This window comes from Streptomyces sp. NPDC001920 (assembly GCF_053594495.1).
Map to the genome: position 1 here is coordinate 113,257 of NZ_JBSFEP010000005.1, position 22,737 is coordinate 135,993.

The following is a 22,737-nucleotide window of genomic DNA, read 5'->3' on the forward strand; positions in this document are numbered from 1 at the left end:
AGCCGTCTCCCCTCTGACAGAACGAGAACAGGTTGCAGTAGGCGGGAGAGCACTTCAAGGGTTTTCTGACAGGCAGTCAGATTCTTTTGCGCAGAGCCTTCACAGTTGTGCCGCCCTTTGCTCTGATGACCGGCGAACCGTCAAGGAGCCAGGCCCTGCCGAGGTCAGGAGGAGCGGTGGAGTACAACCTTGCCGACCTGTTCGAGTCGGTGGTCGACGCGGTTCCCGGCCGTGAGGCGCTCGTGTACGTCGACCACCCCGGCACGGGCGCGGAGCGCCGGCTGACGTACGCGGAGCTGGACGAGGCCGCCAACCGCATCGGCCACCACCTGATCGACAGCGGGATACGCCCCGGCGAGCACCTCGGACTCCACCTCTACAACGGCGTCGAGTACCTGCAGACGGTGCTGGCCTGCCTCAAGGCGCGGATCGTTCCGGTCAACGTCAACTACCGCTACGTCGAGGAGGAGTTGGTGTACCTCTACCGGGACGCCGATCTGGTGGCCCTGGTCTTCGACACCGAGTTCACGGACCGGGTGGCGGCGGCGCTGCCCCGGGTGGAGGGGCTGCGGCATCTGGTGCGGGTGGGCGCCGCGGCGACGGACGCCCCGGATGCCCCGTCCGTGCCCGCCGTCGCGTTCGAGGACGCCGAGGCCGGCGGGTCGCCCGAGCGGGGGTTCCCGGCCCGGTCGGGCGACGACCAGTTCATCATCTACACCGGCGGCACCACCGGGATGCCCAAGGGCGTGATGTGGCGCCAGGAGGACCTGTTCTTCTCGGGGCTGGGCGGCGGTGCCCCCACCGGGGAGCCGGTGAAGAGGCCGGAGGAACTGGCCGAGCGGGTGGCCGCGGGCGGCGACGGGATCACCTTCTTCCCCACCGCCCCGCTGATGCACGGGACGTCCACGCTGACGGCCTTCATCGGCTTCAACTTCGGCCAGCGCGTCGTGATCCACCGCAAGTTCGCGCCGCATGAGGTCCTGCGCACGGTCGAGAAGGAGAAGGTCACCAGCATGTCGCTGGTCGGCGACGCGATGCTGCGACCGCTGGTCGACGCCCTGAACGGGGCCATGAAGGGCACGGACTGCTCGTCGATGTTCAGCGTGTCGTCGTCCGGGGCGATCATGTCGGACACGGTGCGCCGGCAGTTCCAGGAACTGGTTCCGAACGTAGTGCTGCTGAACAACTTCGGCTCGTCGGAGTCCGGTTTCAACGGCACCGCCACCGAGGACTCCGGCCCTGAGCGCGGCTTCCGTATACGCGTCAACTCCCGTACGCAGGTCGTGGACCCGGCCACGCACGAGCCGGTCGCGGTGGGTGAGGTGGGGCGGGTCGCGCAGTGCGGTCACGTTCCGCTCGGCTACTACAACGACCCTCGGAAGACCTCCGAGACGTTCTTCGAGAAGGACGGCGAGCGCTGGGTGCTCCTCGGTGACATGGCCACCGTCGACGAGGACGGTGTCGTCACCGTGCTGGGCCGGGGCTCACAGTGCATCAACACCGGGGGCGAGAAGGTGTACCCGGAAGAGGTCGAGCAGGCGCTCAAGTCCCACCCCGACGTGTACGACGCGCTGGTGGCGGGGGTGCCGGACGCCACGTGGGGCCACCACGTGGCGGCCGTGGTGCAGTTGCGCGCCGGTGCGCTACGGCCGTCCCTGGAGGACATCCAGTCACACTGCCGCTCCCATCTCGCGGGGTACAAGATCCCGCGCCAGCTGGTGATCACGGACTCGATCCGGCGCTCCCCCAGCGGCAAGGCGGACTACCGCTGGGCGCGGAAGGTGGCGGTGGCGGCGGACCGGTGAATTCCGGTCAGCCCCGATTGAACCTAAGGTGACGTGCGGACGTACCTGTGGTGGCAGGCCCGCTCGACGGGCGCTGTTCGCCATGCCATCGCAAGACCGCACAGGAGGACCTCCGGGTGTCGCAGGAGGCAACGCAGCACGCAACGCAGTCGTCGCAAGGAGCGAGGCCGACAGGGGCGGCCGACGGGGCCGACGCCGGGGCGGTCGAGGCGGGCGACACGACAGCGGCGGCCGAGGCCGGCGACACGGGCGAGGTGCGTGAGGGGCCCGGCAGCGGGGCTGCGGTCCGGGCGGACGATCCCGGGGACAGGGGCGGCGCGGCGGTCCCGGGCGGCGCGGGCGGCACGGGCGGCGCGGCGGTCCCGGGCGGGGCGGGCGGCACGGGCGGTGGTGCCGATGCCGCCGCCGATGGCGGTGAGGCGGCTGGGACAGACGGCCCCCGCAAGGAGAGCGAAGGCGCCGACGGCGGCCGGCCGGCCGTCGGGGCGGTCGACGCAGACCGCCCCGGCAAGGCGGTGGAGCCGGACGACGCCGCCGCGGCCCCGGAGACCTCCGGTCACGCCGAGACGGCCGAGGCCACCGGCGGCTCCGAGGCGGCCCCACCCGCGGAGCGGTCCGGCTGGTTCGGCTGGCGGCGCCGTCACCCCCGTACCGCCCGCGGCGTCACCGTCGGCACGACGGTCCTGGCCGGTGCGCTCCTGCTCTTCGCGCTCCTCGTACCCAACCGCCTCGAACGGCTCGGCCCCGAGGCGTTCTTCCGTCTGCCGGCCGAAGGGATCCTGCTGGCGGGCCTGCTGCTGGCGCTGCCCGCGCGAGCACGGCGCCCGGTGGCGGTGGTCGCCGGGGCGCTCCTCGGGCTCCTCACCGTTGTGAAGTTCGTCGACATGGGCTTCTACCAGGTGCTCGCCCGCCCCTTCGACCTCGTCCTGGACTGGATCCTGCTCGACGACGCGGCGGAGTTCGTCCGGGAGTCCTTCGGGCGGACCGGTCAGGTCCTCGCGGTGGTCGGGGTGATCGTCCTGATGGCCGCCGTACTCGTCCTGATGACGCTGGCGATGGTGCGGGTGACGAACCTGATGGTCCGGCACCGCGCCGTCGCCACCCGCACCACGTTGATCGCCGGCACCGCCTGGATCACCTGCATGACCCTGGGCATCCAGATCACCGGCGTGCCGCTGGCCACCAAGGGCAACGCCGAGTTGGTCGACAACCGTGTCGAACAGGTGCGCGCGGGCCTGGAGGACGGACGCGTCTTCCAGAAGCAGGCGGCCGTGGACGCCTTCGCCAAGACACCGCCGGACCAGTTGCTGACGGGGCTGCGCGGCAAGGACGTGCTGTTCACGTTCATCGAGAGCTACGGTCGTGTCGCGATCGACGACCCGGCGATGGCCCCGCAGATCGACGCGGCGCTCAAAGAGGGCACCAGCAACCTCAAGGCCGCCGGGTTCCAGTCACGCAGCGCGTGGCTGCGGTCCCCGGTCACCGGGGCCGGCAGCTGGCTGGCGCACTCCACCTTCCTGTCCGGTCTCTGGATCAAGAACCAGCAGCGGTACCGGAGCCTGACCACGAGCGACCGCGCCACGCTGAACAGCTATTTCCGCAAGACCGGCGCGTGGCGCACGGTCGGCATCGTGCCGGGCGTGCGACGGGCGTGGCCGGAGGGGAAGTACTTCGCCCTGGACCACATCTACGACTCCGAGCATCTGGGCTACCACGGCCCGTACTTCAGCTGGACGCCCGTGCCGGACCAGTTCAGCCTGGAGGCCTTCCAGCGTCTGGAGCACGGCAAGAAGAACCGCGAGCCGATCATGGCGGAGATCATCCTGGCCTCCAGCCACAACCCCTGGTCCCCCATCGCCAGGATGATCGACTGGGACGACCTCGGTGACGGGTCGGTCTTCCACCAGATCAAGAAGGAGGGAACGAACCCCGCCGAGGTCTGGAAGGACCCCGAGCGGGTTCGCACCGAGTACCGCCGGGCCATCGAGTACTCACTGCACAGCCTCACCGAATGGGTCGAGCGCTACGGCACCGACGACACGGTCCTCGTCTTCCTCGGCGACCACCAGCCCGTCCCGACCGTCACCGCGGGCAGCACGAGCAAGGACGTTCCCGTCACCATCGTCGCTCGGGACCAGAAGGTTCTGGACAGGATCGCCGACTGGAACTGGACCGACGGTCTCAAGCCCGCCCAGAACGCCCCGACCTGGGGCATGGACCGCTTCCGCGACCGCTTCATGACGGCGTACGGACCAGCGACGGGTTGAGCCGGGTGTCGCGGAGCCCGCGGACCGTCGTCGCCGCGGTACGAGCGTCGCCGCGGTATGAGCGTCGCGCGGTATGAGCGTCGCGCGGTTTGAGCGGCGCCGCGGTTTGAGCGGCGCCGCGCACGGCTCTGTCCGCCGCGCGCCACGACCACCACTGGTGCCACTCCCCACCCGCCTGTTCCGGCGGACAGCCGGGGAGACGACGCGACGCACACCCGGCTGTCCGTTCGCCACGTACCCGACGGCCTGTCCGACTCGGAGCGAAGCGGAAGCGACGGCCCTGTCAGGGCCTGCCGACCACGCCCTGGCCCTCCACCGCTTCGTGCGGCGGGTCCACCGGCAGCGCGACCTCGGGCTCGCCTCCCTCCCCCACCGTCCGGTCCGTCGGCGCGGGCTTGCGCAGACGATGCGTCAGACGCATCGCCACAGGCTCCGTGTAGCGGGCGGTCAGCGGGCCGAGGATCACCAGGACGAGGACGTAGGCCGTGGCCAGGGGACCCAGTGACGGCTCGATGCCGGCGGTGACGGCCAGCCCGGCGATGACGATGGAGAACTCGCCGCGGGCCACCAACGTGCCGCCCGCGCGCCAGCGTCCCTTCACGGAGATCCCGGCGCGCCGGGCGGCCCAGTAGCCGGTGGCGATCTTCGTCATGGCGGTGACCACACCCAGGGCGAGCGCGGGCAGCAGCACGGGCGGGATGCTCGCGGGGTCGGTGTGCAGTCCGAAGAAGACGAAGAAGACCGCGGCGAACAGATCCCGCAGCGGCGCAAGGAGGTTGTAGGCGCCCTCCGCCACCTCGCCGGACAGGGCGATGCCGACGAGGAAGGCCCCTACGGCGGCGGAGACCTGGAGTTGCTGCGCGAGCCCGGCCACGACCAGGGTGAGGCCGAGTACGACCAGCAGCAGCTTCTCGGGGTCGTCGCTGGAGACGAAGCGGGAGATGTGCCGGCCGAAGCGCACCGCGAGCAGCAGGACGAGTCCGGCGACGCCGAGCGCGATGGCGAGGGTGGCACTGCCCGCGGCGAGACCGGCACCGGCGAGCAGGGCGGTGACGATCGGCAGGTAGACGGCCATGGACAGGTCTTCGAGGACCAGGATGCTCAGTACGACCGGGGTCTCGCGGTTCCCGAGCCGCCCGAGGTCGCCGAGGACCTTGGCGATGACGCCGGAGGACGAGATCCAGGTGACGCCGGCCAGGACGACGGCGGCGACCGGGCCCCAGCCGAGCAGCAGGGCCATGGCGGCACCCGGCAGCGCGTTCAGCGTGGCGTCGACGAGCCCGGCCGGGTACTGGGACTTGAGGTTGGAGACGAGGTCGCTCGCCGTGTACTCGAGGCCGAGCATCAGCAGGAGCAGGATCACCCCGATCTCGGCCCCGATGGCGACGAACTCCTCGCTGGCGCCGAGGGGAAGCAGCCCGCCCTTGCCGAAGGCGAGCCCGGCCAGCAGGTACAGGGGGATCGGAGAGAACCGGAACCGCGCGGCGAAGCGGCCGAGCAGGCCCAGGCCGAGGATGATCGCGCCGAATTCGATGAGGAAGACCGCGGAGGAGTGCATCGTGGCTCACTCCCGCCCGAGTATCGCGGCGGCGGACTCCACGCCCTCGCGGGTGCCGATCACGATGAGGGTGTCGCCGCCGGCCAGCCGGAAGTCGGGCGTCGGTGAGGGGATGGCCTCGGCGCGGCGCAGCACGGCCACGATGGACACGCCGGTCTCGGTGCGCATGCGGGTCTCGCCCAGCAGCCGTCCGTTCCAGTGCGAGGTGGCGGAGAGCTCGATCCGCTCGGCCACGAGGCCCAGTTCGGTGGTGGACAGCAGGTTGGGGCTGTGGTGAGCCGGCATCAGCGCGTCGATCAGGGTCGCCGCCTCACCCGAGCTGAGCCGTACCGACAGCGCGCACGCGTCCGGGTCGTCCTTCCGGTAGGCGCTGAGCGTCCGCGTTCCGTCCCGGTGGGCGACCACGGAAAGGCGGCGCTGTTCGCGTGTGGTGAGGTCGTAGCGGACTCCGATGCCGGGCAATGGTGTGCTGCTCAGGCGTGGCGCGCTCACGGTCGTCCCCTGTCTCGTTCAGGTGTCCGGTTCCGCTCCGAACCCTAACCATCCGCCGGGGAACCGGACGAACGCGGGCCTTGGGGGATGCTTCGCAACATTCCCTGGAGGATCGCACCCGTCGATCCCGGTTCACCGCCCCGGCTTCGAACGCTCTCCGCCCAGGAACCCGACGACACACCGGACGAACCACTCGGCGTCGTCCAGCCAGGGATGGTGCCCGGCGCCGGGCTGCACGGCCAGTTCGGCGTTCGGGAAGACGTCGGCGGTGCGGCGGGCGAGGTCCGGGCTCGGGCCCCCGTCGAGCGCACCGGCCAGGACGAGGACCGGTGCGCCGAGCCGGGCGAGCGCGTCGCGGGTGGCGGGCGGGTCGTAGGCGCCGCCGGAGCCGTAGATGCCGGCGGCCTCGTCGTTGTACTCGTGGTCGCCACGTGCGTCGTGGTCCCGCGCCACGTCGTCCCACCGTCCGTAGAAGAAGGGTGCGAGGGAAGCTGTGAAGTCGCCCGTCCCGTTCAGCCATGCCTCGAACGCCGGGAACACCTGCGCGAACCACGGCTCGCCCTCCCTGAGCCGAGCGGCGGTCAGCCGGTCCTCAGCGGTGGCGGGCATCCCCAGTGCCCAGGGGATGGCGGTGACCAGCGCCAGCCGTGACACCCGCCGTGGGTACCGGGCGGCGTACAGCATGGCCAGGCTCCCGCCCGCGGAGTGCGCCAACAGGTCCATGTGTGTCAAACCCATGTGGTGCCGCAACATCTCCACGTCGTCCACCAGGTGGTCGCAGCGGTACGTCGCCGGGTCCGCGGGCACGGCCGAGTCCCCGGTGCCCCGCAGGTCGAGCAGCACCAGCTGCCGGTGTGCGGTGAGCCCTCCCAGGTCCCCGAGGTAGGCGGAGGCCCGCATCGGGCCCCCGGGCAGCACCACAAGTGGTGCGCCGCGCCCCCGGAGGCGGTAGGCGATCTCGGTCCCGTCGGCGGCGGTGAAGGTCGGCATGGCGTCGATCTTGGCCACCCCGCCGCCGCCATGGCAACGGGGTTCCGGACGCCGGGACGGACGAGCCGGAGTTCTCGGTGAGTGAAAGTGCAGGCCACCCTCTTGCCTGATCAACTCCCACCTGGATTACTGATCCCGGACACCCTGACCGAATGATCGGTCGTCCGGATTGGTGCGGTCGGCGAGGGAGAAGCCCCCATGGCGGATGCGACGGAGCTGCTGGACGCGGGGGAACGGCTCACCCCAAAAGCCCTGCGGGCACTGCAGTTGGAGCGGCTGCGCACGTCGCTGCGGCACGCCTATGACAACGTGCCCTTCTACCGGGAATCCTTCGACAAGGCCGGCGTACGGCCCGAGGACTGCCGTTCACTCACCGACCTGGCCCGTTTCCCGTTCACCACGAAGGCCGACCTGCGCGAGAACTACCCGTACGGCATGTTCGCCGTACCCCAGGACCGTATTCGCCGCATCCATGCCTCCAGCGGCACCACCGGACGTCCCACGGTCGTCGGCTACACGGACGCCGACCTGTCCGTGTGGTCGGACATGGTGGCGCGCTCCATCCGGGCGGCGGGCGGCCGTCCCGGGGACAGGGTGCATGTGGCTTACGGCTATGGGCTGTTCACCGGTGGGCTCGGCGCACACTACGGGGCGGAGCGGCTGGGCTGCACGGTCATCCCCGCGTCCGGTGGCATGACCGCCCGTCAGGTCCAGCTGATCCAGGATCTCGGGCCCGAGGTCATCATGGTGACGCCGTCGTACATGCTCACGATCCTCGACGAGTTCGAGCGGCAGGGCGTCGATCCGCGCAGCACGTCCCTGCGTGTCGGCATCTTCGGCGCCGAGCCCTGGACGGAGCGGATGCGTCAGGAGATCGAGGAACGCTTCGCGATCGACGCCGTCGACATATACGGGTTGTCCGAGGTGATCGGGCCGGGGGTCGCGCAGGAGTGCGTGGAGAGCAAGGACGGGCTCCATGTGTGGGAGGACCACTTCTTTCCGGAGGTCGTCGATCCGATCAGCGGTGAGGTGCTGCCCGACGGCGAGGAGGGGGAACTGGTCTTCACCTCGCTCACCAAGGAGGCGATGCCGATCGTGCGGTACCGGACCCGGGACCTGACGCGGCTGCTGCCGGGCACGGCGCGGGTGTTCCGACGGATGGAGAAGGTGACCGGCCGCAGCGACGACATGGTGATCCTGCGCGGGGTGAACCTCTTCCCGACGCAGATCGAGGAGATCGTGCTGCGCACTCCGGGAGTCGCGCCCCACTTCCAGCTGCGCCTCACCCGCGAGGGCCGGCTCGACGCCCTGACCGTACGGGCGGAAGCCCGCCCCGACGCGACACCCGAGACCCGGGACGCGGCCGCGCGGGCCATCACGGCCGCGGTCAAGGACGGCATCGGGGTGTCGGTCGCCGTGGAGATCGTCGAGCCGGAGTCCCTGGAGCGTTCCGTGGGAAAGATCCGACGGATCGAGGACCTGCGGCCGCGCGGGACCGACCGTGGCCGGCACAGCTCGGGTCCGTCCAGGACGGTCTAGGTGTGCTGTTCGCGGCAGTCCCGTGCGGTGCCGAGCCGCGGTGCCTGCGGTGTCCGGTGCGTGCCCTCGGCGTGCCGGACGAAGACCCTCGTACCGGATGTGCTCGGGTCTTCGCCCGGTGCGGCCGGTGGGGGCACCTCCCACGCCCTTCAGGCAGCGGGGGAGCGTGCCGGGCGCCGCGGGTGCTGAGCGGGACTTTCGCAGCACCCCCTAGCCGCCTGCGAACCGGTCCCGCAGTTCCCTCTTGAGGATCTTCCCGCTCGCGTTGCGGGGGAGCTCGTCCACGAACACCACCCGCTTCGGCGCCTTGAAGTGGGCGAGCTTCTTTCTGGCGTGGTCGATCAGTTCGGGCCCGGTCACCTCACCGCGCGCGACGACGACCGCCGTGACGGTCTCGATCCACCGCTCGTCGGGCAGCGCGATCACGGCGGCCTCGGCGACGCCCGGGTGCGTGTACAAGGCGTCCTCGACCTCGCGCGAGGCGACCAGGACGCCACCGGAGTTGATGACGTCCTTCACCCGGTCGACGATGGTGAAGTAGCCGTGCGCGTCCCGCACGGCGAGGTCGCCGGAGTGGAACCAGCCGTCCCGGAACGCCTCGGCGGTCTCCTCGGGCTTGTCCCAGTAGCCCTCGCACAGTTGCGGGGAGCGGTACACGATCTCACCCGGTGTGCCGTCGGGTACCTCTTGGCCGTTCTCGTCGACCACCCGGGCGTCCACGAAGAGGACGGTACGGCCGCAGGAGTCCATGCGGCCCTTGTGCTCGTCGGGGGCCAGAACCGTGGCGAGCGGGCCGACCTCGCTCTGGCCGAAGCAGTTGTAGAAGGCCAGCTTCGGCCACCGCTCACGCAGCCGCTCCAGGACCGGCACCGGCATGATCGAGGCGCCGTAGTACGCCTTGCGCAGCCCGTCGAGGTCGCGGCTCGCGAAGTCGGGCCGGCCCGCGAGCCCGATCCACACCGTCGGCGGGGCGAACAGGCTGTCCACGCGGCCCGTCTCGATCAGGTCGAAGAGCCGGTCGCCGTCGGGAGCGTCCAGGATGGTGTTCGTCGCACCCACTGCCAGGTACGGCATGAGGAACACGTGCATCTGGGCCGAGTGGTACAGCGGCAGTGCGTGGACGGGGCGGTCGCCGGCGCTCAGGTCGAGGGCGGTGATCGCGCTCAGGTACTCGTGGACCAGGGCTCGGTGGGTCATCATCGCGCCCTTGGGCAGGGCCGTCGTGCCCGAGGTGTAGAGCAGTTGCACCAGATCCTCGCCGCGCGGCTCCGGGCCGTCGTGCACGGGGGCCGTGACCTGCCGCGCCAGCAGTGAGTCGTCGGCGTCGCGCAACGGCAGCGCGGGGACTCCGTCCGGGAGCCGGTCCGACAGATCCGGGTCGGCGAGGATCAGGGAGCTGCCGGACTGGCCGACGATGTAGGCGAGATCGTCGCCGGTGAGGTTCTGGTTGACGGGGACGTGGACCAGTCCCGCGCGGGCGCAGGCGAGAAAGGCGATCAGGTAGGCGTCCGAGTTGTGGCCGTAGGCGCCGATCCGGTCGCCCGGGGCGAGCCCCTGGTCGAGCAGGACGCTCGCCGCACGCGAGACGGCCTCGTCGAGTTCCTCGTAGGTCCAAGAGCGGTCGCGGTAGTCGAGCGCGACGCGCGCCGGGGTGCGACGGGCGGTGCGGCGCAGCACCCCGTCGACCGTGCTGCCGTGTGCAGGCGTCATGGCACATGATCCTCGGTGCGGCGCCGGGGACAGGTCAAGCACGACGCAGGACACCACGGCGGTGGCTCGGGCGGGACCGCATGGGGCGCGACCACATGGGGTCGGGCCACATGGGGTCGGGCCACATAGGTTCGGGCCACATGGAGCGCAGCCACCTGGAGGCGGGCGACATGAGGGCGGGCGACATGGGCTTGTGCCACATGAGGCGGAATCACATGTGAGCGGTGAACGGCGATCACTGTCAACTCACGTGGCGACCGAGCCCGTTCGTCGAATGCTCCATCCTGCTTCTTCTTGCCGATTTCGCTTCGCCGTGCTCCCTTGCGCCCCTCTGGAGAAAGGTCTCCCGAAACCGAGCGCCGCTTGAACTGGGCAGGACTGTCTCAAGCGTCAAGTCCGTGACACGCCCCGCCCTTTCACGTGTCACGTCCGGCAGGAGGTTCCCATGAGTCGTGCTGTGCCTGAACAAGAGCGAGCGTGGAGGACAGGTACTGCTCCCGGCATATTCCCATTCCTCGGCCACGGTATCGCTTTGTTCCGTCAACCGCTGACGTTTCTCAATTCTTTGCGCGCGTACGGAGATCTGGTCGAGATACGACTCGGCCCACAACGCGCCTGGATGGTGTGCCATCCGGAGCTGACCCATGAGGTGCTCAGGAATTCACGCACCTTCGACAAGGGGGGCCCGCTCTTCGACCGGCTCGGGACGCTGATGGGCGACGGTCTCGTCACCTGCCCGCACCAGACGCACCGGGACAAGCGCAGGCTGCTGCAACCGAGCTTCCGTCCCTCCCGTGCCGCCGCTCACACTGAGCTGATCACCGAGGAGGCGGAGTCGGCGTGCCGTGCCTGGACGCCCGGGCAGGAGGTACCCGTCAGTGAGGCGATGATGGCGCTGACGACACGGGTGATCAGCCGCGTCCTCCTCTCCGGCTCGCTCGACGACGCGACCTGCGCCGAGGTGCGGGACTGTCTCACCGTCATCGTCCGCGGCCTGTTCGTCCGCACGGTCGTACCGATCGACGCCCCGTTCCGGCTCCCCACCCGGGCCAACCGCCGCTATCGGCGAGCCGTGGCCCGCGTGCACGCCGTCATCGACGCAGCGATCGCGCAGCGGCGCCTAGACGGCTCCTCCCACGACGACGTGCTGGAGGTCCTGCTCGCGGCCACGCGCGGCGAGGCCGGGGAGGCGGCGATCACCGACCAGGAGGTTCACGACCACCTGATCACGTTGCTGCTCACGGGCGTCGAGGCCCCGGCGCTCTGTCTGGCCGACGCCTTCAGCCTGCTGGCCCGCCATCCGCAGGCGGAGCGCCGTCTGCACGCCGAACTCGACGCCGTACTCCCCGGCGGCCGGCGGCCCGGTCCCGAGGATCTGCCCGCGCTCGTGTACACCCGCTGCGTCGTCTCCGAGACGCTGCGCCACACGTCACCGGGCTGGCTCTTCACCCGCGTCACCACCAGGGAGACGGAACTCGCCGGGTGCCGCCTGCCGCGCGGGGCAACCGTGCTCTACAGCCCCTACCTCCTGCACCACGATCCGTCGTCGTTCCCCGAACCCGAACGGTTCCTCCCCGAGCGCTGGCTGCCGGATCAGGTCACCGCCGAGCAGCGGCGCGCGATGATGCCGTTCTCCGCGGGCAGCCGCAAATGCCTCGGCGACGAGTTCGCCATGGTGGAGGCCACCCTGGCGCTCGCGACGATCGCCGGCCGTGTGCGGCTGCGCCATCTGCCGGGCCATGTCGACGACACGCCGCGACCCACGATCACCCTCGGGCCGCGTTCCCTCGTCATGAGCTGCGAACGGCGTTCGCCCCTGCGGACAGCCGCACTTCACGCACCGGATCTTCGGACGGCAGGTGACAACGGTGTCGACGACGCATGAGGACATCCCGGTCGGCGTACGGGTCGGCGTACCGGCCGGCCCACGGGACGACGTACCGGGCGGCACCCCGCCGTCGACTCTCAAGGAGCTGATCGACACCCGACTGCACATGCCCTTCCCGGCCCGCCGCAATCCCCACGAGCCCGCGGCGGCGGCCGGTGTGCAGGCATGGCTGACCGCGTGGGGACTGACCGACGAACCGGGGGTGGCCGCGATGATCGCCCGGACCCGCCCCGCCGAGCTGGCGTCCCGCACCAGCCCCGCCGTCGATCAGGGGCTCCTCCAGATCGTGGCCAATCAGATCGCTTACCAGTTCGTCTTCGACGACCGGGCGGAGGACGTCGGCCGGCGTTCTCCGGGCGCGCTGCTGCCCATGCTGTGCGAGAGCGTCTCCGTCCTGCGGGACGGCACCCCGCCCAGCACACCCCTCGGAGCGTCGCTGGCCGACCTCTACCGCCAGGTCAGGGAACGCTGCACGCCCGCGCAGGCCGCGCGCTGGGCGGGGAAGAGCCGTGAGTACGTGCACGGTCTGCTGTACGAGGCGGTGGCCCAGGCCCGTTCCGGTGCGCTGCGGACCGCGGACTGCACCTCGATACGGTCGCTGACCGCGGGCGTCGAGCCGTTCTTCCCGCTGTACGAGGCCGCCCAGCCTCAGGAGGTGCCCGACGCCGAACTCCACCATCCCGTCGTACGGCGCCTGAGCGGGCTCTCGGCGAACGCCGCGGTGTGGACGGCCGACCTGTTCTCCGCGGTGAAGGAGCAGCGCGCGGGCGAAATGATCAACCTGGCGCTCGCGCACCAGCGGGAGCGCCGGTGCTCCCTTCAGACGGCCGTCGTCCTGGCCATCGAGGAGATCAACGACACCATCGAGGAGGTCCGCAAGCTCCACGCCGAGATCGAACCGGAGCTGAGTCCCGCGGGCGCCGGCTACGCGCGGGGCGTGATCAGCTGGATCCGCGGGTGCTACGACTGGTCCCGTACCGTGCCCCGCTATGCGGATGTGACGTCCGTGCCGGCGGTTCCCTGATGACGCCCGGCGTGCTCGTGCGGCAGGGCCACCGGCAGGTGTCCATCCGGACCTCCTACCCGCGGGACGGCCCTTCTCCCACCGGAAGTTCATGATTCACCCTTTGGTGCCCGATCCGCCCTGCGACAGGTCCACGCGGCGTACGCTCGGCCCACCCGAGGCCGAACGACAGGAAGCGGTACGGCGCATGGCGATGGAGCCGCGGCACCCGATCACCGAACAACGGACGTTGATCGAGCGCCGACGGGAACTTCAGGCCCTCGACGCCGCGTTCAAGGAGTTGCGACGCACCACGGACGGTGTGCCGCGGGCGCGGCGCAGGGGGCTGCTCGCCTTCACCGGGTCGGCCGGACTGGGCAAGACCGCGCTCATCACGGAGGCACGTGTCCGCGCCGCGGCACACCGGTTCACGGTGCTTTCCGCGAGGGGTGGGGAGAAGCAGCAGGGGTTGGCGTTCCGTGTGGTGCGCCAGCTGGTCCAGCCCTCGCTGGCACGGATGGACGAGGCGCAACGGCGGGCCTTCCTGGGCAGTTGGTACGACATCGTGGCCGCGGTGCTCGGTCTGGAGGCGCGGGGGCCGGCCCCCGCGCCGGACCCGACCGGTGTCCGTGAGGGTCTGGACTGGGTCATGACGCGCCTGACGGTGGAGAAGGCTCCGGTCGTCCTGCTCCTGGACGACCTGCACTGGGCCGACGCCGAGTCCCTGACCTGGCTCACCTCCTTCGCGCCGCGGGTCGACGACCTTCCGCTGCTGATCGTGGTCGCCTACCGGCCCGGCGAGCTGCCGCCCGAGGCGGACGAACTCGGCGGGCTTCTCGGGCGTCACGGGGGCCGCCCCCATGAGCTGGCGCGGCTCTCCGCCGACGGCGTGGCGCGGATCGTCAGGGACGAGGTCGGGCAGGACGCCGAGGAGCGGTTCTGCAAGGAATGCTGGGCTGCCACCGGTGGCAGCCCCTTCGAAGCGGTGGAGCTCGCCATCGGGTTGGGCGAGCGGCGGCTCGCAGGCACCGAGGAGGACCTGCCGGCGATGCGTGAGCTCGCCGCGGCGGTGAAGGGCCCGGGACTCATCGAGCGTCTGGAAGGGCTCGATCCGGCGACCGTCCGTTTCGCGCACACGGCGTCCGTGCTGGGGTCGCCCTTCTCACCGCAGCTGGCCGCGGCCATCGCGGTGCTCGGCGACGAGGCGGTCGCCGAGGCGACCCAGGAGTTGCGGGGCGCCCGGATCCTGGCCGAGGGCCAGGTGGCCGGCGGTGAGTTCGAGTTCGTCCACCCGCTGATCGCGACGACGATCTACCGTTCCCTCCCGAAGGCGTTCCGCGCCGGTCTGCACAACGCCGCCGCGGTGGCCCTCCTGGAGGCGGGGTACGGCCCCACCGCGGCCGCCCGGCATCTGCTGGAGGTCCCCTGCGAGGGCAACCCCGAGACCGTCGACTGCCTGCGCGAGGCCGCCCGCGAGTATCTCCGGGCCGGGGCGACGGAGGCCGCCCGGCGGCTGCTGACCCGCGCTCTGCACGAACCGCCCCTGCCCGAGGACCGCGCCGTGGTCCTGCACGAACTCGCGTGCTCCACGTTCCTGATCGAGCCCACGGCCACGGTGCGGTATCTCCGCCAGGCACTCGCCGAACCGGACGTCGATCCCGATCTGCGCGCGTCCATCGTCTATCGGCTGACGACGGCGCTGGCCCACACCGATCAGCTGGCCGAAGCCGTGGCGGTGGCCGCGCAGGAGGCGAGGCAGGCCACGAACCCGCGCGTCAAACTGCGGATGCAGGCCGATCAGTTCGTCTGGAGCATGGTCCGCGCCGAGGACTCCGACTCCGCGGCCCGTTCCCGGACGCTGGCGCGGCTGGCCGAGCAGTTGCCCGGACGCAGTCTGGAGGAGCGCTACATCCTGGGGCTGCGGGCCTGGGACGCCGTCAAGCGCGGAGAGCCGCGGAAGACCGCCCTCGCCCATGCCGACAGGGCGCTGCGCGGCGGTATGAGCTGGAGCGACGAGAACCGGGGCTTCGAGGTACCTCTGTCGGTCGCCCTCGTCTACATGTACGGCGATCAGCCCCGGCGGGCCGAGGAGTTGTTCCACAGGGGCATCGCCGACTGCGCGGCCAAGGGCTGGCGGGGCTCCCACCTGGCCTTCGGGCAGACCATCGCCGCCTACATCCGCTACCGTCGCGGCTGTCTCGCCGAGGCCGAGGACTTCGTACGGGAGGGCCTGCGCATCGCCGACAAGGTGGAGGGGGTGGTGGCCGCCCGGTGGTTCGGCGTCGCCATCCTCATCGAGATCCTGCTGGCCCGTGGGCGGATCACCGAGGCGCGTGCACTCGCCGACGAACACCACTTCGGTGAGACGGTCCCGAGCGCGGTCGTCTATCCCGACCCGCGCACCGTGTACGCGGAACTGCTCCTGGCGGAGGGACGGCACGCCGAGGCGGTGCCGGTGCTGTCCGCGGTCGGCGACTGGCTGGACGAACGAGCCTGGCGCAACCCGGCCTGGTGCCCGTGGCAGCTGCGGCTCGCCTCCGCGCTCGCCCCGACCGCCCCGGACGAGGCGGTCCGCCATGCCCGGGACGCCGTCGAGCGCGCCCGGGGCTTCGGCGCCGCCTCCGCCCTGGGGCAGGCCCTTCACACCCTCGCCGAGGTGACCGGCGGACCGGCGGCGCTCGACCTCTACGCGCAGGCCGTCGACCAGCTGGAGCAGTCGCCCTCGTCGTACGAGCTCGCCCGCGCCCTGGTCGGCCACGGCGCCGCGCTGTCCCGCAACGGGCAGCTCCAGGAGGCCGCCGACCGGCTCTACCGGGGCCTGGAGGGCGCGGTCCACTGCGGGGCCGAGGCGCTGGCCGGGAGGGCCAGGGAGGAGCTCTCGGCGGCCGGACTGCGCCCGCTGCCGCTGCGCTACGCCCCGGCCGAAACGCTGACCGCCCAGGAGCACCGTACGGCCGAACTGACCGTTCGGGGCCACCCGGTGGCGGTGATCGCCAAGGACCTGCACCTCACCGAGCAGGGTGTGCGGTCGCTGCTGTCCAGTGTGTACCGCAAGATCGGCACCGATGCGACCGGCCTGGCCAGTGCCCTGGAGGCCCTTCCTCGCCTGCGTCCCTGAAGCCGTCGGTCACCTCGGGCCGCCGCCGCTGCCGTCACCGGGCGGGGGTCACAGCGCTCGGTCTCGCCCCTCCCAGTAGGGGTCCCGCAGCCGCCGCTTGTACAGCTTGCCGTTGGGATCGCGCGGCATCTCGGCGGTGAAGTCCACGCTCCTCGGCCGTTTGTACCCGGCGAGCCGCTCGGCGCAGTGATCGAGGACGGTCGCGGCGAGCGCGGGGCCGGGCTCGTGGCCGGGGGCCGGTTCGACGACGGCCTTGACCTCCTCGCCCCAGTCGTCGTGCGGGATGCCGAAGACCGCGGCGTCCGCCACGGCCGGGTGCGACAGGAGCACGGACTCTATCTCGGCCGGGTAGATGTTCACCCCACCAGAGATGATCATGTCGATCTTGCGGTCGCGGAGGAAGAGGTAGCCGTCCTCGTCCAGGTAGCCGAGGTCGCCGACGGTGAAGAAGTCACCGATGCGGTTCTTGCGGGTCTTGGCCTCGTCCTTGTGGTAGGCGAATCCGCCGGTGTTCATCTTCATGTACACGGTGCCCAGTTCGCCCGGCGGGAGCCGGTTGCCGTCGTCGTCGAAGACGGCCAGTTCACTGATCGGCCAGGCCTTGCCGACGGTGCCGGGCTTCTTCAGCCAGTCCTCGGCGGTGGCGAACGCGCCGCCGCCCTCGCTGGCCGCGTAGTACTCCTCCACGCACGGCCCCCACCAGTCGAGCATCGCCCGCTTCACATGGTCGGGGCAGGGCGCGGCGCCGTGGATGGCGTGCCGCATCGAGGACACGTCGTAACGCGCCCGCACCTCCTCGGGAAGTGCCAGCAGCCGGTGGAACTGGGTGGGGACCATATGGGTGTGGGTGCACCGGTGGGTGTCGATGAGACGGAGCATCTCCTGCGGTGTCCACTTGTCCATGAGGACCAGCCGGTGACCAATGTGCAGGGACGCGCCCGCGAACTGCAGGACGGCGGTGTGGTACAGCGGTGAGCAGACGAGGTGCACGTTGTCGTCGAACGGGCGGATGCCGAAGATGCCGAGGAAACCGCCGAGGTACGCCTCCTCGGGGGCCTTGCCCGGCAGGGGGCGCCGGATGCCGCGGGGGCGTCCGGTGGTGCCCGAGGTGTAGTTCATGACCCAGCCGAGGGTCCGGTCGCCGGGCGCCGACTCCGGTTGCCCGTCGAGGAGTTCGGCGTACGGCCGGAAGCCCTCGACCGTGCCGATCGCGTACCGGTGGCTGCCGGGCAGGCCGGCTTCGTCGGCGGCGTGGCGTGCGGGGGCGGCGAAGCGTTCGTGGGCGAGGAGCACCTTGGCGCCGGAGTCGGCCACGATCCAGGCGATCTCGGGGCCGACGAAGTGGTGGTTGATCGGCACCAGGTAGAACCCGGCCTGGGCGGCGGCGAGGTAGGCGGTGAAGAACTCGGCGCTGTTGGGCAGGACGACCGCGAAGGCGTCCCCGCGCTCCATACCGGCCGTGCGCAGGCCGTGGACGAGGCGGTTGGCGTCGGCGTGCAGCCGTCCGGCGGTCCACGCCTCGCCGTCGGGGGCGACGAGGACCGTGCGGTGGGGGTCGGCCGCGGCCTGGGCCCAGAAGCCCACGGGCGGTGTGTTCGTCACTGGCCGCTCCTTCCGGCGATGCGGTTGATGCGGTCGACGGCTCGTTCGAAGCCGCTGGTGAGGTCGTCGAAGACGGCCTGGACGCTGCGCTCGGCGGTCATCCGGCCGACGATCTGCCCGACGGGGGTGCCGAGCAGCGGCTCGACCTCGTACTTCTGGATGCGCGAGACGGCGTCGGCGACGAGCAGACCCTGCAGGGGCATGGGGAGGGTTCCGGGCCCGTGCGCGTCGTCCCAGGCGTCGGTCCACTCGGTACGCAGCTGGCGTGCGGGCTTGCCGGTCAGGGCGCGGGAGCGGACCGTGTCGCCGGAGCCGGCGGCGAGCAGTTTGCGGGTCAGGGCCGGTGAGTGGAGGTCGGCCTCCGTGGTGGTCAGCCACAGGGAGCCCAGCCACACCCCCTGGGCGCCGAGGGCGAGCGCGGCAGCCACCTGCCGGCCGCTTCCGATGCCGCCGGCCGCCAGCACGGGCAGCGGGTCGACCGCCTCCACGACCTCGGGTGTGAGCACCATGGAGGCGATGTCGCCGGTGTGGCCGCCCGCCTCGTACCCCTGGGCGACGACGATGTCGATGCCGGCCGCCTTGTGCTTCTTCGCGTGTCGGGCGCTGCCCGCGAGGGCGGCGACGAGGACGCCCTGGTCATGGGCGCGCTCCACCACGTCCGCGGGCGGTGAGCCGAGAGCGTTGGCGAGCAGCTTGATCGGGTAGTCGAAGGCGACGTCGAGCTGGGTGCGGGCGACCTGCTCCATCCATCCGGTGATGCGCCAGCCGGACGCCTCCCCCTCGGCGAGTTCGGGCACGCCGTACTTGGCGAGGGTGTCCTTGACGAACTGCCGGTGTCCCTCGGGGATCATCGCCTCGACGTCGGCCTCGGTGACGCCTTCCACCTTCTTGGCGGGCATGACCACGTCCAGGCCGTAGGGCCTGCCCTCGACATGGGCCTCGATCCAGTCGAGGTCGCGTGCGAGGTCGTCGGGGGCGGTGTAGCGGACCGCGCCGAGCACTCCGAAGCCCCCGGCCCGGCTGATGGCCGCGGCGACGGCGGGGAACGGCGTGAAGCCGAAGACGGCGTGCTCGACTCCCAGTTTCTTGCTCAGCTCCGTCTGCATGGGCGCAGGATGCCGCAGTCCTCCGGACGACGGAAGGGCTTTTCTGATACACCGTCAGATCAGTTGTGACGCACGCCCGTTGACACCGTCCACACCTGACACGAAAGTTTCACCACGCAAGGTGATCCCGGAAAGATTCTTTCAGGCGGAGCCACGGGAGGCCTCGATGACCGACGACCGAAGCGGACTGACCCGGCGGCACCTGGGCAGAGCCACCATGGCCCTGGGTGGCGCCCTGGCCCTCGCGCCCTGCCCCGCCGGTCCGGCCCGGGCGACCGCGTCCCTGGGCCGCAGCACACTGCGCCACGGCTCCCCCGAGCGGGCCGGTCTCCTCGCCGCCCACCTGGGCCGCCTGGTCACCGACGCCGAGGCGTTCCTCGGCCCCTCCCCCACGCACCCCTGGTACGCGGGCGCCGTCCTTCTCGCCGGGCGCGGCCACATCGTGGCCCTGCACCAGCCCATCGGGATGGCGGTGCGCTATCAGGCGTACGACGAACGGACCGGCACGGGCGTCGAGTTCCCGGCGAAGAGGCAGATCGCGACGGCCGAGGACACGGTCTTCGATCTGGCATCGGTGTCCAAGCTGTTCACCTCCGTCCTCGCCGTCCAGCAGATCGAGCGGGGTGCGCTCGCGCTGGAGTCGACGGTCGCCTCGCACCTCCCGGACTTCGGCCGCGCGGGCAAGCAGGACATCACGATCCGTCAGCTCCTGACGCACACCTCCGGGTTCCGCGCGTGGATCCCGCTGTACAACGCGCCGACGTACGAGGCCAAGCTCCAGCTCATCTGGAACGAGGCCCCGCTGAACCCTCCGGGCACCGCCTACCTCTACTCGGACCTGAACCTCATCTCCCTCCAGCTCGTCCTGGAGAAGGTCACCGGCCGCACGCTCGACACCCTCCTGCGCGAGGAGATCACCGCCCCGCTGGGCATGCACCGCACCCGCTACAACCCGCCGGCCGCCTGGAAGCCGATGATCGCGGCCACCGAGGACGCCCGCAGGCCCTGGTCCGGCCTGGACCGTGGGCTGGTGTGGGGAGAGGTGCACGACGAGAACGCCTTCAGCCTCGGCGGCGTCGCGGGCCACGCGGGCGTGTTCTCCAACGCCTGGGACCTCGCGATCCTCGGCCGCACACTCCTCGACGGCGGCGCCTACGGCAGGGCCCGCATCCTTCGGCCGGAGTCGGTGGAGCTGATGTTCACCGACTTCAACACCGCCTTCCCCGGCGACGAGCACGGCCTCGGTTTCGAGCTCCACCAGCACTGGTACATGGGTGCGATGGCCACCCCGCGCACCGCGGGCCACACCGGCTTCACCGGCACCTCGCTGGTCCTCGACCCGACGACCGACTCCTTTCTGGTGATCCTCGGCAACTCGGTCCACCCGGTGCGCAGTTGGCGCTCCGGCTCGGCGCCCAGGGTGGCCGCCGCCAACCACCTGGCCCGCTCCGTCCCGGTCCGCCCGCGGCACGGCCGTACCGCCTGGTTCTCCGGCATGGCGAGCGCCACGGCCGCCACCCTCACGCTGCCCCCGCTGGACACGTCCGTGGGCGGCACCCGGTTGCACTGCGCCCTGTGGTGGGACACCGAACCACGGACGGACGTCCTCGCGCTGGAGGCGACGACCGACGGGGGCGCCACCTGGCAGCCGCTCCCCTTCGCCACGGCACGTCGCCGTGAGCCGTCGCAGGACCACCCGACCGGTACCGTCACGGGCTGGTCGGGCCGCGTCTGGCACCGGCTCACGGCCCGGCTGCCCACGCATCGGCAGCTGCAGCTCCGCTGGCGATACACGACCGATCGGCTGTACGTGGGCCGTGGGGCCTACGTCGACGGACTGCGCGTGGACGCGGCGGACACCGTCCTCTTCGACGAGGCCCGGCCGGCGGACGCGGCGCGGATCACGGCGACCGGCTGGAGCCGCTCCTCGGACTGATTCCCCGGGCCCTCACATCGGTGTCAGGCGGGCCGCGCACGGCTCCGGCCGTGCTCGCGCACAGTGGACCTGGGAATCATGCGTCTGCTTGAAGGACGGCCATCGCCGCGTTGTGCCCCGGCACTCCGCTCACCCCTCCCCCGCGCACCGCACCGGCGCCGCACAACAGCACGTTCGGGTGCGGTGTCTCGACGCCCCAGCGCCCGGTGCCCTCCTGGGCGTACGGCCAGGCCAGCTCGCGGTGGAAGATGTTGCCGCCGGGCAGGCGCAGGTCGCGCTCCAGGTCCAGCGGGGTCTTCGCCTCGATGCAGGGACGGCCTTCGGCGTCGGTCGCCAGACAGTCGGCGAGCGGCTCGGCGAGCTGGGCGTCCAGCTGGGCGAGGGTCGACTTCAGCAGCTCCTCGCGGACGGCGTCGTTGTCCCGCGCGAAGAGGCGGGCCGGGGTGTGCAGTCCGAAGAGGGTGAGGGTCTGATAGCCCTTCTCGACGAGCTCGGGGCCGAGGATGGTCGGGTCCGTCAGCGAGTGGCAGTAGATCTCCGACGGCGGCGCGGCGGGGAGTTCCCCCGCCGCGGCCTGGGCGTGGGCGGTGGCCAACTGGTCGTAGCCCTCGGCGATGTGGAAGGTGCCGGAGAACGCCTCGCGGGGGTCGACGGAGCTGTCCCGCAGCCGGGGCAGGCGCTTGAGCAGCATGTTCACCTTGAGCTGGGCACCCTCGGCGGGGTCCGGGGGCGTGTCCCCGGTGAGCGCGGCCAGGTCCTGCGGGGAGGCGTTCACCAGGACGTGCCGGGCGGCGGTGACGCCCTCGCCGTCGGCCGTCCGGTAGGTGATCTCCGCCGTACGTCCGTCGGTGCGGATGCCTACCGCCTCGTGCCCGGTGGCGAGGACCGCGCCGGCCGCGCGTGCCGCCGCGGCCAGGGCGTCGGTGAGCGCGCCCATCCCGCCGACGGGGACGTCCCAGTCGCCGGTGCCGCCGCCGATGACGTGGTAGAGGAAGCAGCGGTTCTGCTTGAGCGACGGATCGTGGGCGTCGGCGAAGGTACCGATCAGGGCGTCCGTGAGGACGACGCCCCGGACCAGGTCGTCCGCGAACCGGTCCTCGATCGCCACGCCGATGGGCTCCTCGAAGAGGGTCCGCCAGGCCTCCTCGTCGTCCACCCGGCGGCGCAGTTCCGCACGGCTCGGCAGGGGTTCGGTGAGGGTCGGGAACACCTTCTTGGCGACCTTGCCGGTCATGCCGTAGAAGCGCCGCCAGGCGGCGTACTCGTGCTCGCCGCCGGTCAGCCGGGCGAACGCCTCCCGGGTGCGCCGCTCGCCGCCGCCGACGAGCAGTCCGGTCGGCCGACCGTCGCGCTCCACGGGGGTGTACGAGGAGACGTTGCGCGTGCGGACCCGGAAGTCCAGGCCGAGATCGCGGACGATCTTCCTGGGCAGCAGGCTGACCAGGTACGAGTAGCGGGAGAGCCGAGCGTCGACACCGGCGAACGGCCGGGTGGACACGGCGGCGCCCCCGGTCCGGTCCAGCCGCTCCAGCACCAGCACGGACCGGCCGGCGCGGGCCAGGTAGGCGGCGGCGACCAGGCCGTTGTGGCCGCCACCGACGATGACGGCGTCGTACGTACGGTGTCCCGGGTGTCCCTCGTGTGCACGCATGGTTCTTCGTAACACGTGATGATCTAGGTCGGCCATAGGTGGGGCGCGCCCGGGTCACGGGCCAGGGACGCG

The 22,737-nt window shown here is 71.4% G+C and carries 14 protein-coding genes; 7 read left to right on the forward strand and 7 right to left on the reverse strand.

Going from position 1 to position 22,737, the window contains the following annotated elements:
- The first annotated feature begins 176 nt into the window (after positions 1-176).
- Both ACWCPI_RS10115 and ACWCPI_RS10120 read left to right on the forward strand, forming a co-directional pair.
- A complete protein-coding gene (locus tag ACWCPI_RS10115) occupies positions 177-1,805 on the forward strand; it encodes an acyl-CoA synthetase (protein WP_451037677.1) in 1,629 nt (542 codons plus the stop codon).
- Positions 1,806-1,921: 116 nt separating this feature from the next.
- On the forward strand, positions 1,922-4,072 hold the full coding sequence (locus ACWCPI_RS10120) for a sulfatase (RefSeq protein ID WP_451037678.1): 2,151 nt from the start codon (positions 1,922-1,924) through the stop codon (positions 4,070-4,072).
- A 283-nt stretch (positions 4,073-4,355) separates the two neighbouring features.
- Here ACWCPI_RS10120 and ACWCPI_RS10125 read toward each other — a convergent pair whose 3' ends face one another.
- The 3 genes from ACWCPI_RS10125 to ACWCPI_RS10135 form a co-directional block, all read right to left on the reverse strand.
- The gene (locus tag ACWCPI_RS10125; protein WP_451037679.1) at positions 4,356-5,630 is read right to left on the reverse strand and encodes a cation:proton antiporter; all 1,275 of its coding nucleotides are present in this window, start codon (positions 5,628-5,630) and stop codon (positions 4,356-4,358) included.
- A 6-nt stretch (positions 5,631-5,636) separates the two neighbouring features.
- A complete protein-coding gene (locus ACWCPI_RS10130; RefSeq protein ID WP_451037680.1) occupies positions 5,637-6,122 on the reverse strand; it encodes a cation:proton antiporter regulatory subunit in 486 nt (161 codons plus the stop codon).
- A gap of 132 nt (positions 6,123-6,254) precedes the next feature.
- Positions 6,255-7,112, reverse strand: coding sequence for an alpha/beta fold hydrolase (locus ACWCPI_RS10135; RefSeq protein ID WP_451037681.1), 858 nt, complete (start codon positions 7,110-7,112; stop codon positions 6,255-6,257).
- A 198-nt stretch (positions 7,113-7,310) separates the two neighbouring features.
- On the opposite strand from ACWCPI_RS10135, the gene paaK reads away from it, so the two are divergent.
- On the forward strand, positions 7,311-8,651 hold the full coding sequence (gene paaK, locus ACWCPI_RS10140) for a phenylacetate--CoA ligase PaaK (protein ID WP_451037682.1): 1,341 nt from the start codon (positions 7,311-7,313) through the stop codon (positions 8,649-8,651).
- Between the two features lie 210 nt (positions 8,652-8,861).
- Here paaK and ACWCPI_RS10145 read toward each other — a convergent pair whose 3' ends face one another.
- Positions 8,862-10,361, reverse strand: coding sequence for an acyl-CoA synthetase (locus ACWCPI_RS10145; RefSeq protein WP_451037683.1), 1,500 nt, complete (start codon positions 10,359-10,361; stop codon positions 8,862-8,864).
- Between the two features lie 445 nt (positions 10,362-10,806).
- On the opposite strand from ACWCPI_RS10145, the gene ACWCPI_RS10150 reads away from it, so the two are divergent.
- The 3 genes from ACWCPI_RS10150 to ACWCPI_RS10160 all read left to right on the forward strand — a co-directional run bounded on the left by ACWCPI_RS10150 (position 10,807) and on the right by ACWCPI_RS10160 (position 16,370).
- Positions 10,807-12,246, forward strand: coding sequence for a cytochrome P450 (locus ACWCPI_RS10150; protein ID WP_451037684.1), 1,440 nt, complete (start codon positions 10,807-10,809; stop codon positions 12,244-12,246).
- Positions 12,230-13,273, forward strand: a complete 1,044-nt coding sequence (locus ACWCPI_RS10155; RefSeq protein ID WP_451037685.1) for a (-)-alpha-amorphene synthase — start codon at positions 12,230-12,232, stop codon at positions 13,271-13,273. Before ACWCPI_RS10150 ends, ACWCPI_RS10155 begins: the two co-directional genes overlap by 17 nt.
- A 187-nt stretch (positions 13,274-13,460) precedes the next feature.
- Positions 13,461-16,370, forward strand: coding sequence for a helix-turn-helix transcriptional regulator (locus ACWCPI_RS10160; protein ID WP_451037686.1), 2,910 nt, complete (start codon positions 13,461-13,463; stop codon positions 16,368-16,370).
- A gap of 48 nt (positions 16,371-16,418) precedes the next feature.
- Here ACWCPI_RS10160 and ACWCPI_RS10165 read toward each other — a convergent pair whose 3' ends face one another.
- Both ACWCPI_RS10165 and ACWCPI_RS10170 read right to left on the reverse strand, forming a co-directional pair.
- Positions 16,419-17,972, reverse strand: a complete 1,554-nt coding sequence (locus ACWCPI_RS10165; protein WP_451037687.1) for an acyl-CoA synthetase — start codon at positions 17,970-17,972, stop codon at positions 16,419-16,421.
- Positions 17,969-19,078: a nitronate monooxygenase gene (locus ACWCPI_RS10170; protein ID WP_451037688.1), complete on the reverse strand. Its 1,110-nt coding sequence runs from the start codon at positions 19,076-19,078 to the stop codon at positions 17,969-17,971. Before ACWCPI_RS10170 ends, ACWCPI_RS10165 begins: the two co-directional genes overlap by 4 nt.
- Before the next feature lie 166 nt (positions 19,079-19,244).
- On the opposite strand from ACWCPI_RS10170, the gene ACWCPI_RS10175 reads away from it, so the two are divergent.
- Positions 19,245-21,014: a serine hydrolase gene (locus tag ACWCPI_RS10175; protein WP_451037689.1), complete on the forward strand. Its 1,770-nt coding sequence runs from the start codon at positions 19,245-19,247 to the stop codon at positions 21,012-21,014.
- A 76-nt stretch (positions 21,015-21,090) separates the two neighbouring features.
- On the opposite strand, the gene ACWCPI_RS10180 is transcribed toward ACWCPI_RS10175, so the two are convergent.
- Entirely contained in the window at positions 21,091-22,665 is a 1,575-nt protein-coding gene (locus ACWCPI_RS10180) for a phytoene desaturase family protein (RefSeq protein ID WP_451037690.1), read from the reverse strand.
- Positions 22,666-22,737 lie beyond the last annotated feature (72 nt).

What these genes read in the sequence shown, in the direction of transcription:
- ACWCPI_RS10125 (WP_451037679.1), bottom strand. Translation starts at nt 5,630, where the DNA reads ATGCACTCCTCCGCGGTCTTCCTCATCGAATTCGGCGCGATCATCCTC.
- ACWCPI_RS10135 (WP_451037681.1), bottom strand. Translation starts at nt 7,112, where the DNA reads ATGCCGACCTTCACCGCCGCCGACGGGACCGAGATCGCCTACCGCCTC.
- paaK (WP_451037682.1), top strand. Translation starts at nt 7,311, where the DNA reads ATGGCGGATGCGACGGAGCTGCTGGACGCGGGGGAACGGCTCACCCCA.
- ACWCPI_RS10145 (WP_451037683.1), bottom strand. Translation starts at nt 10,361, where the DNA reads ATGACGCCTGCACACGGCAGCACGGTCGACGGGGTGCTGCGCCGCACC.
- ACWCPI_RS10150 (WP_451037684.1), top strand. Translation starts at nt 10,807, where the DNA reads ATGAGTCGTGCTGTGCCTGAACAAGAGCGAGCGTGGAGGACAGGTACT.
- ACWCPI_RS10160 (WP_451037686.1), top strand. Translation starts at nt 13,461, where the DNA reads ATGGCGATGGAGCCGCGGCACCCGATCACCGAACAACGGACGTTGATC.
- ACWCPI_RS10170 (WP_451037688.1), bottom strand. Translation starts at nt 19,078, where the DNA reads ATGCAGACGGAGCTGAGCAAGAAACTGGGAGTCGAGCACGCCGTCTTC.
- ACWCPI_RS10175 (WP_451037689.1), top strand. Translation starts at nt 19,245, where the DNA reads ATGACCGACGACCGAAGCGGACTGACCCGGCGGCACCTGGGCAGAGCC.
- ACWCPI_RS10180 (WP_451037690.1), bottom strand. Translation starts at nt 22,665, where the DNA reads ATGCGTGCACACGAGGGACACCCGGGACACCGTACGTACGACGCCGTC.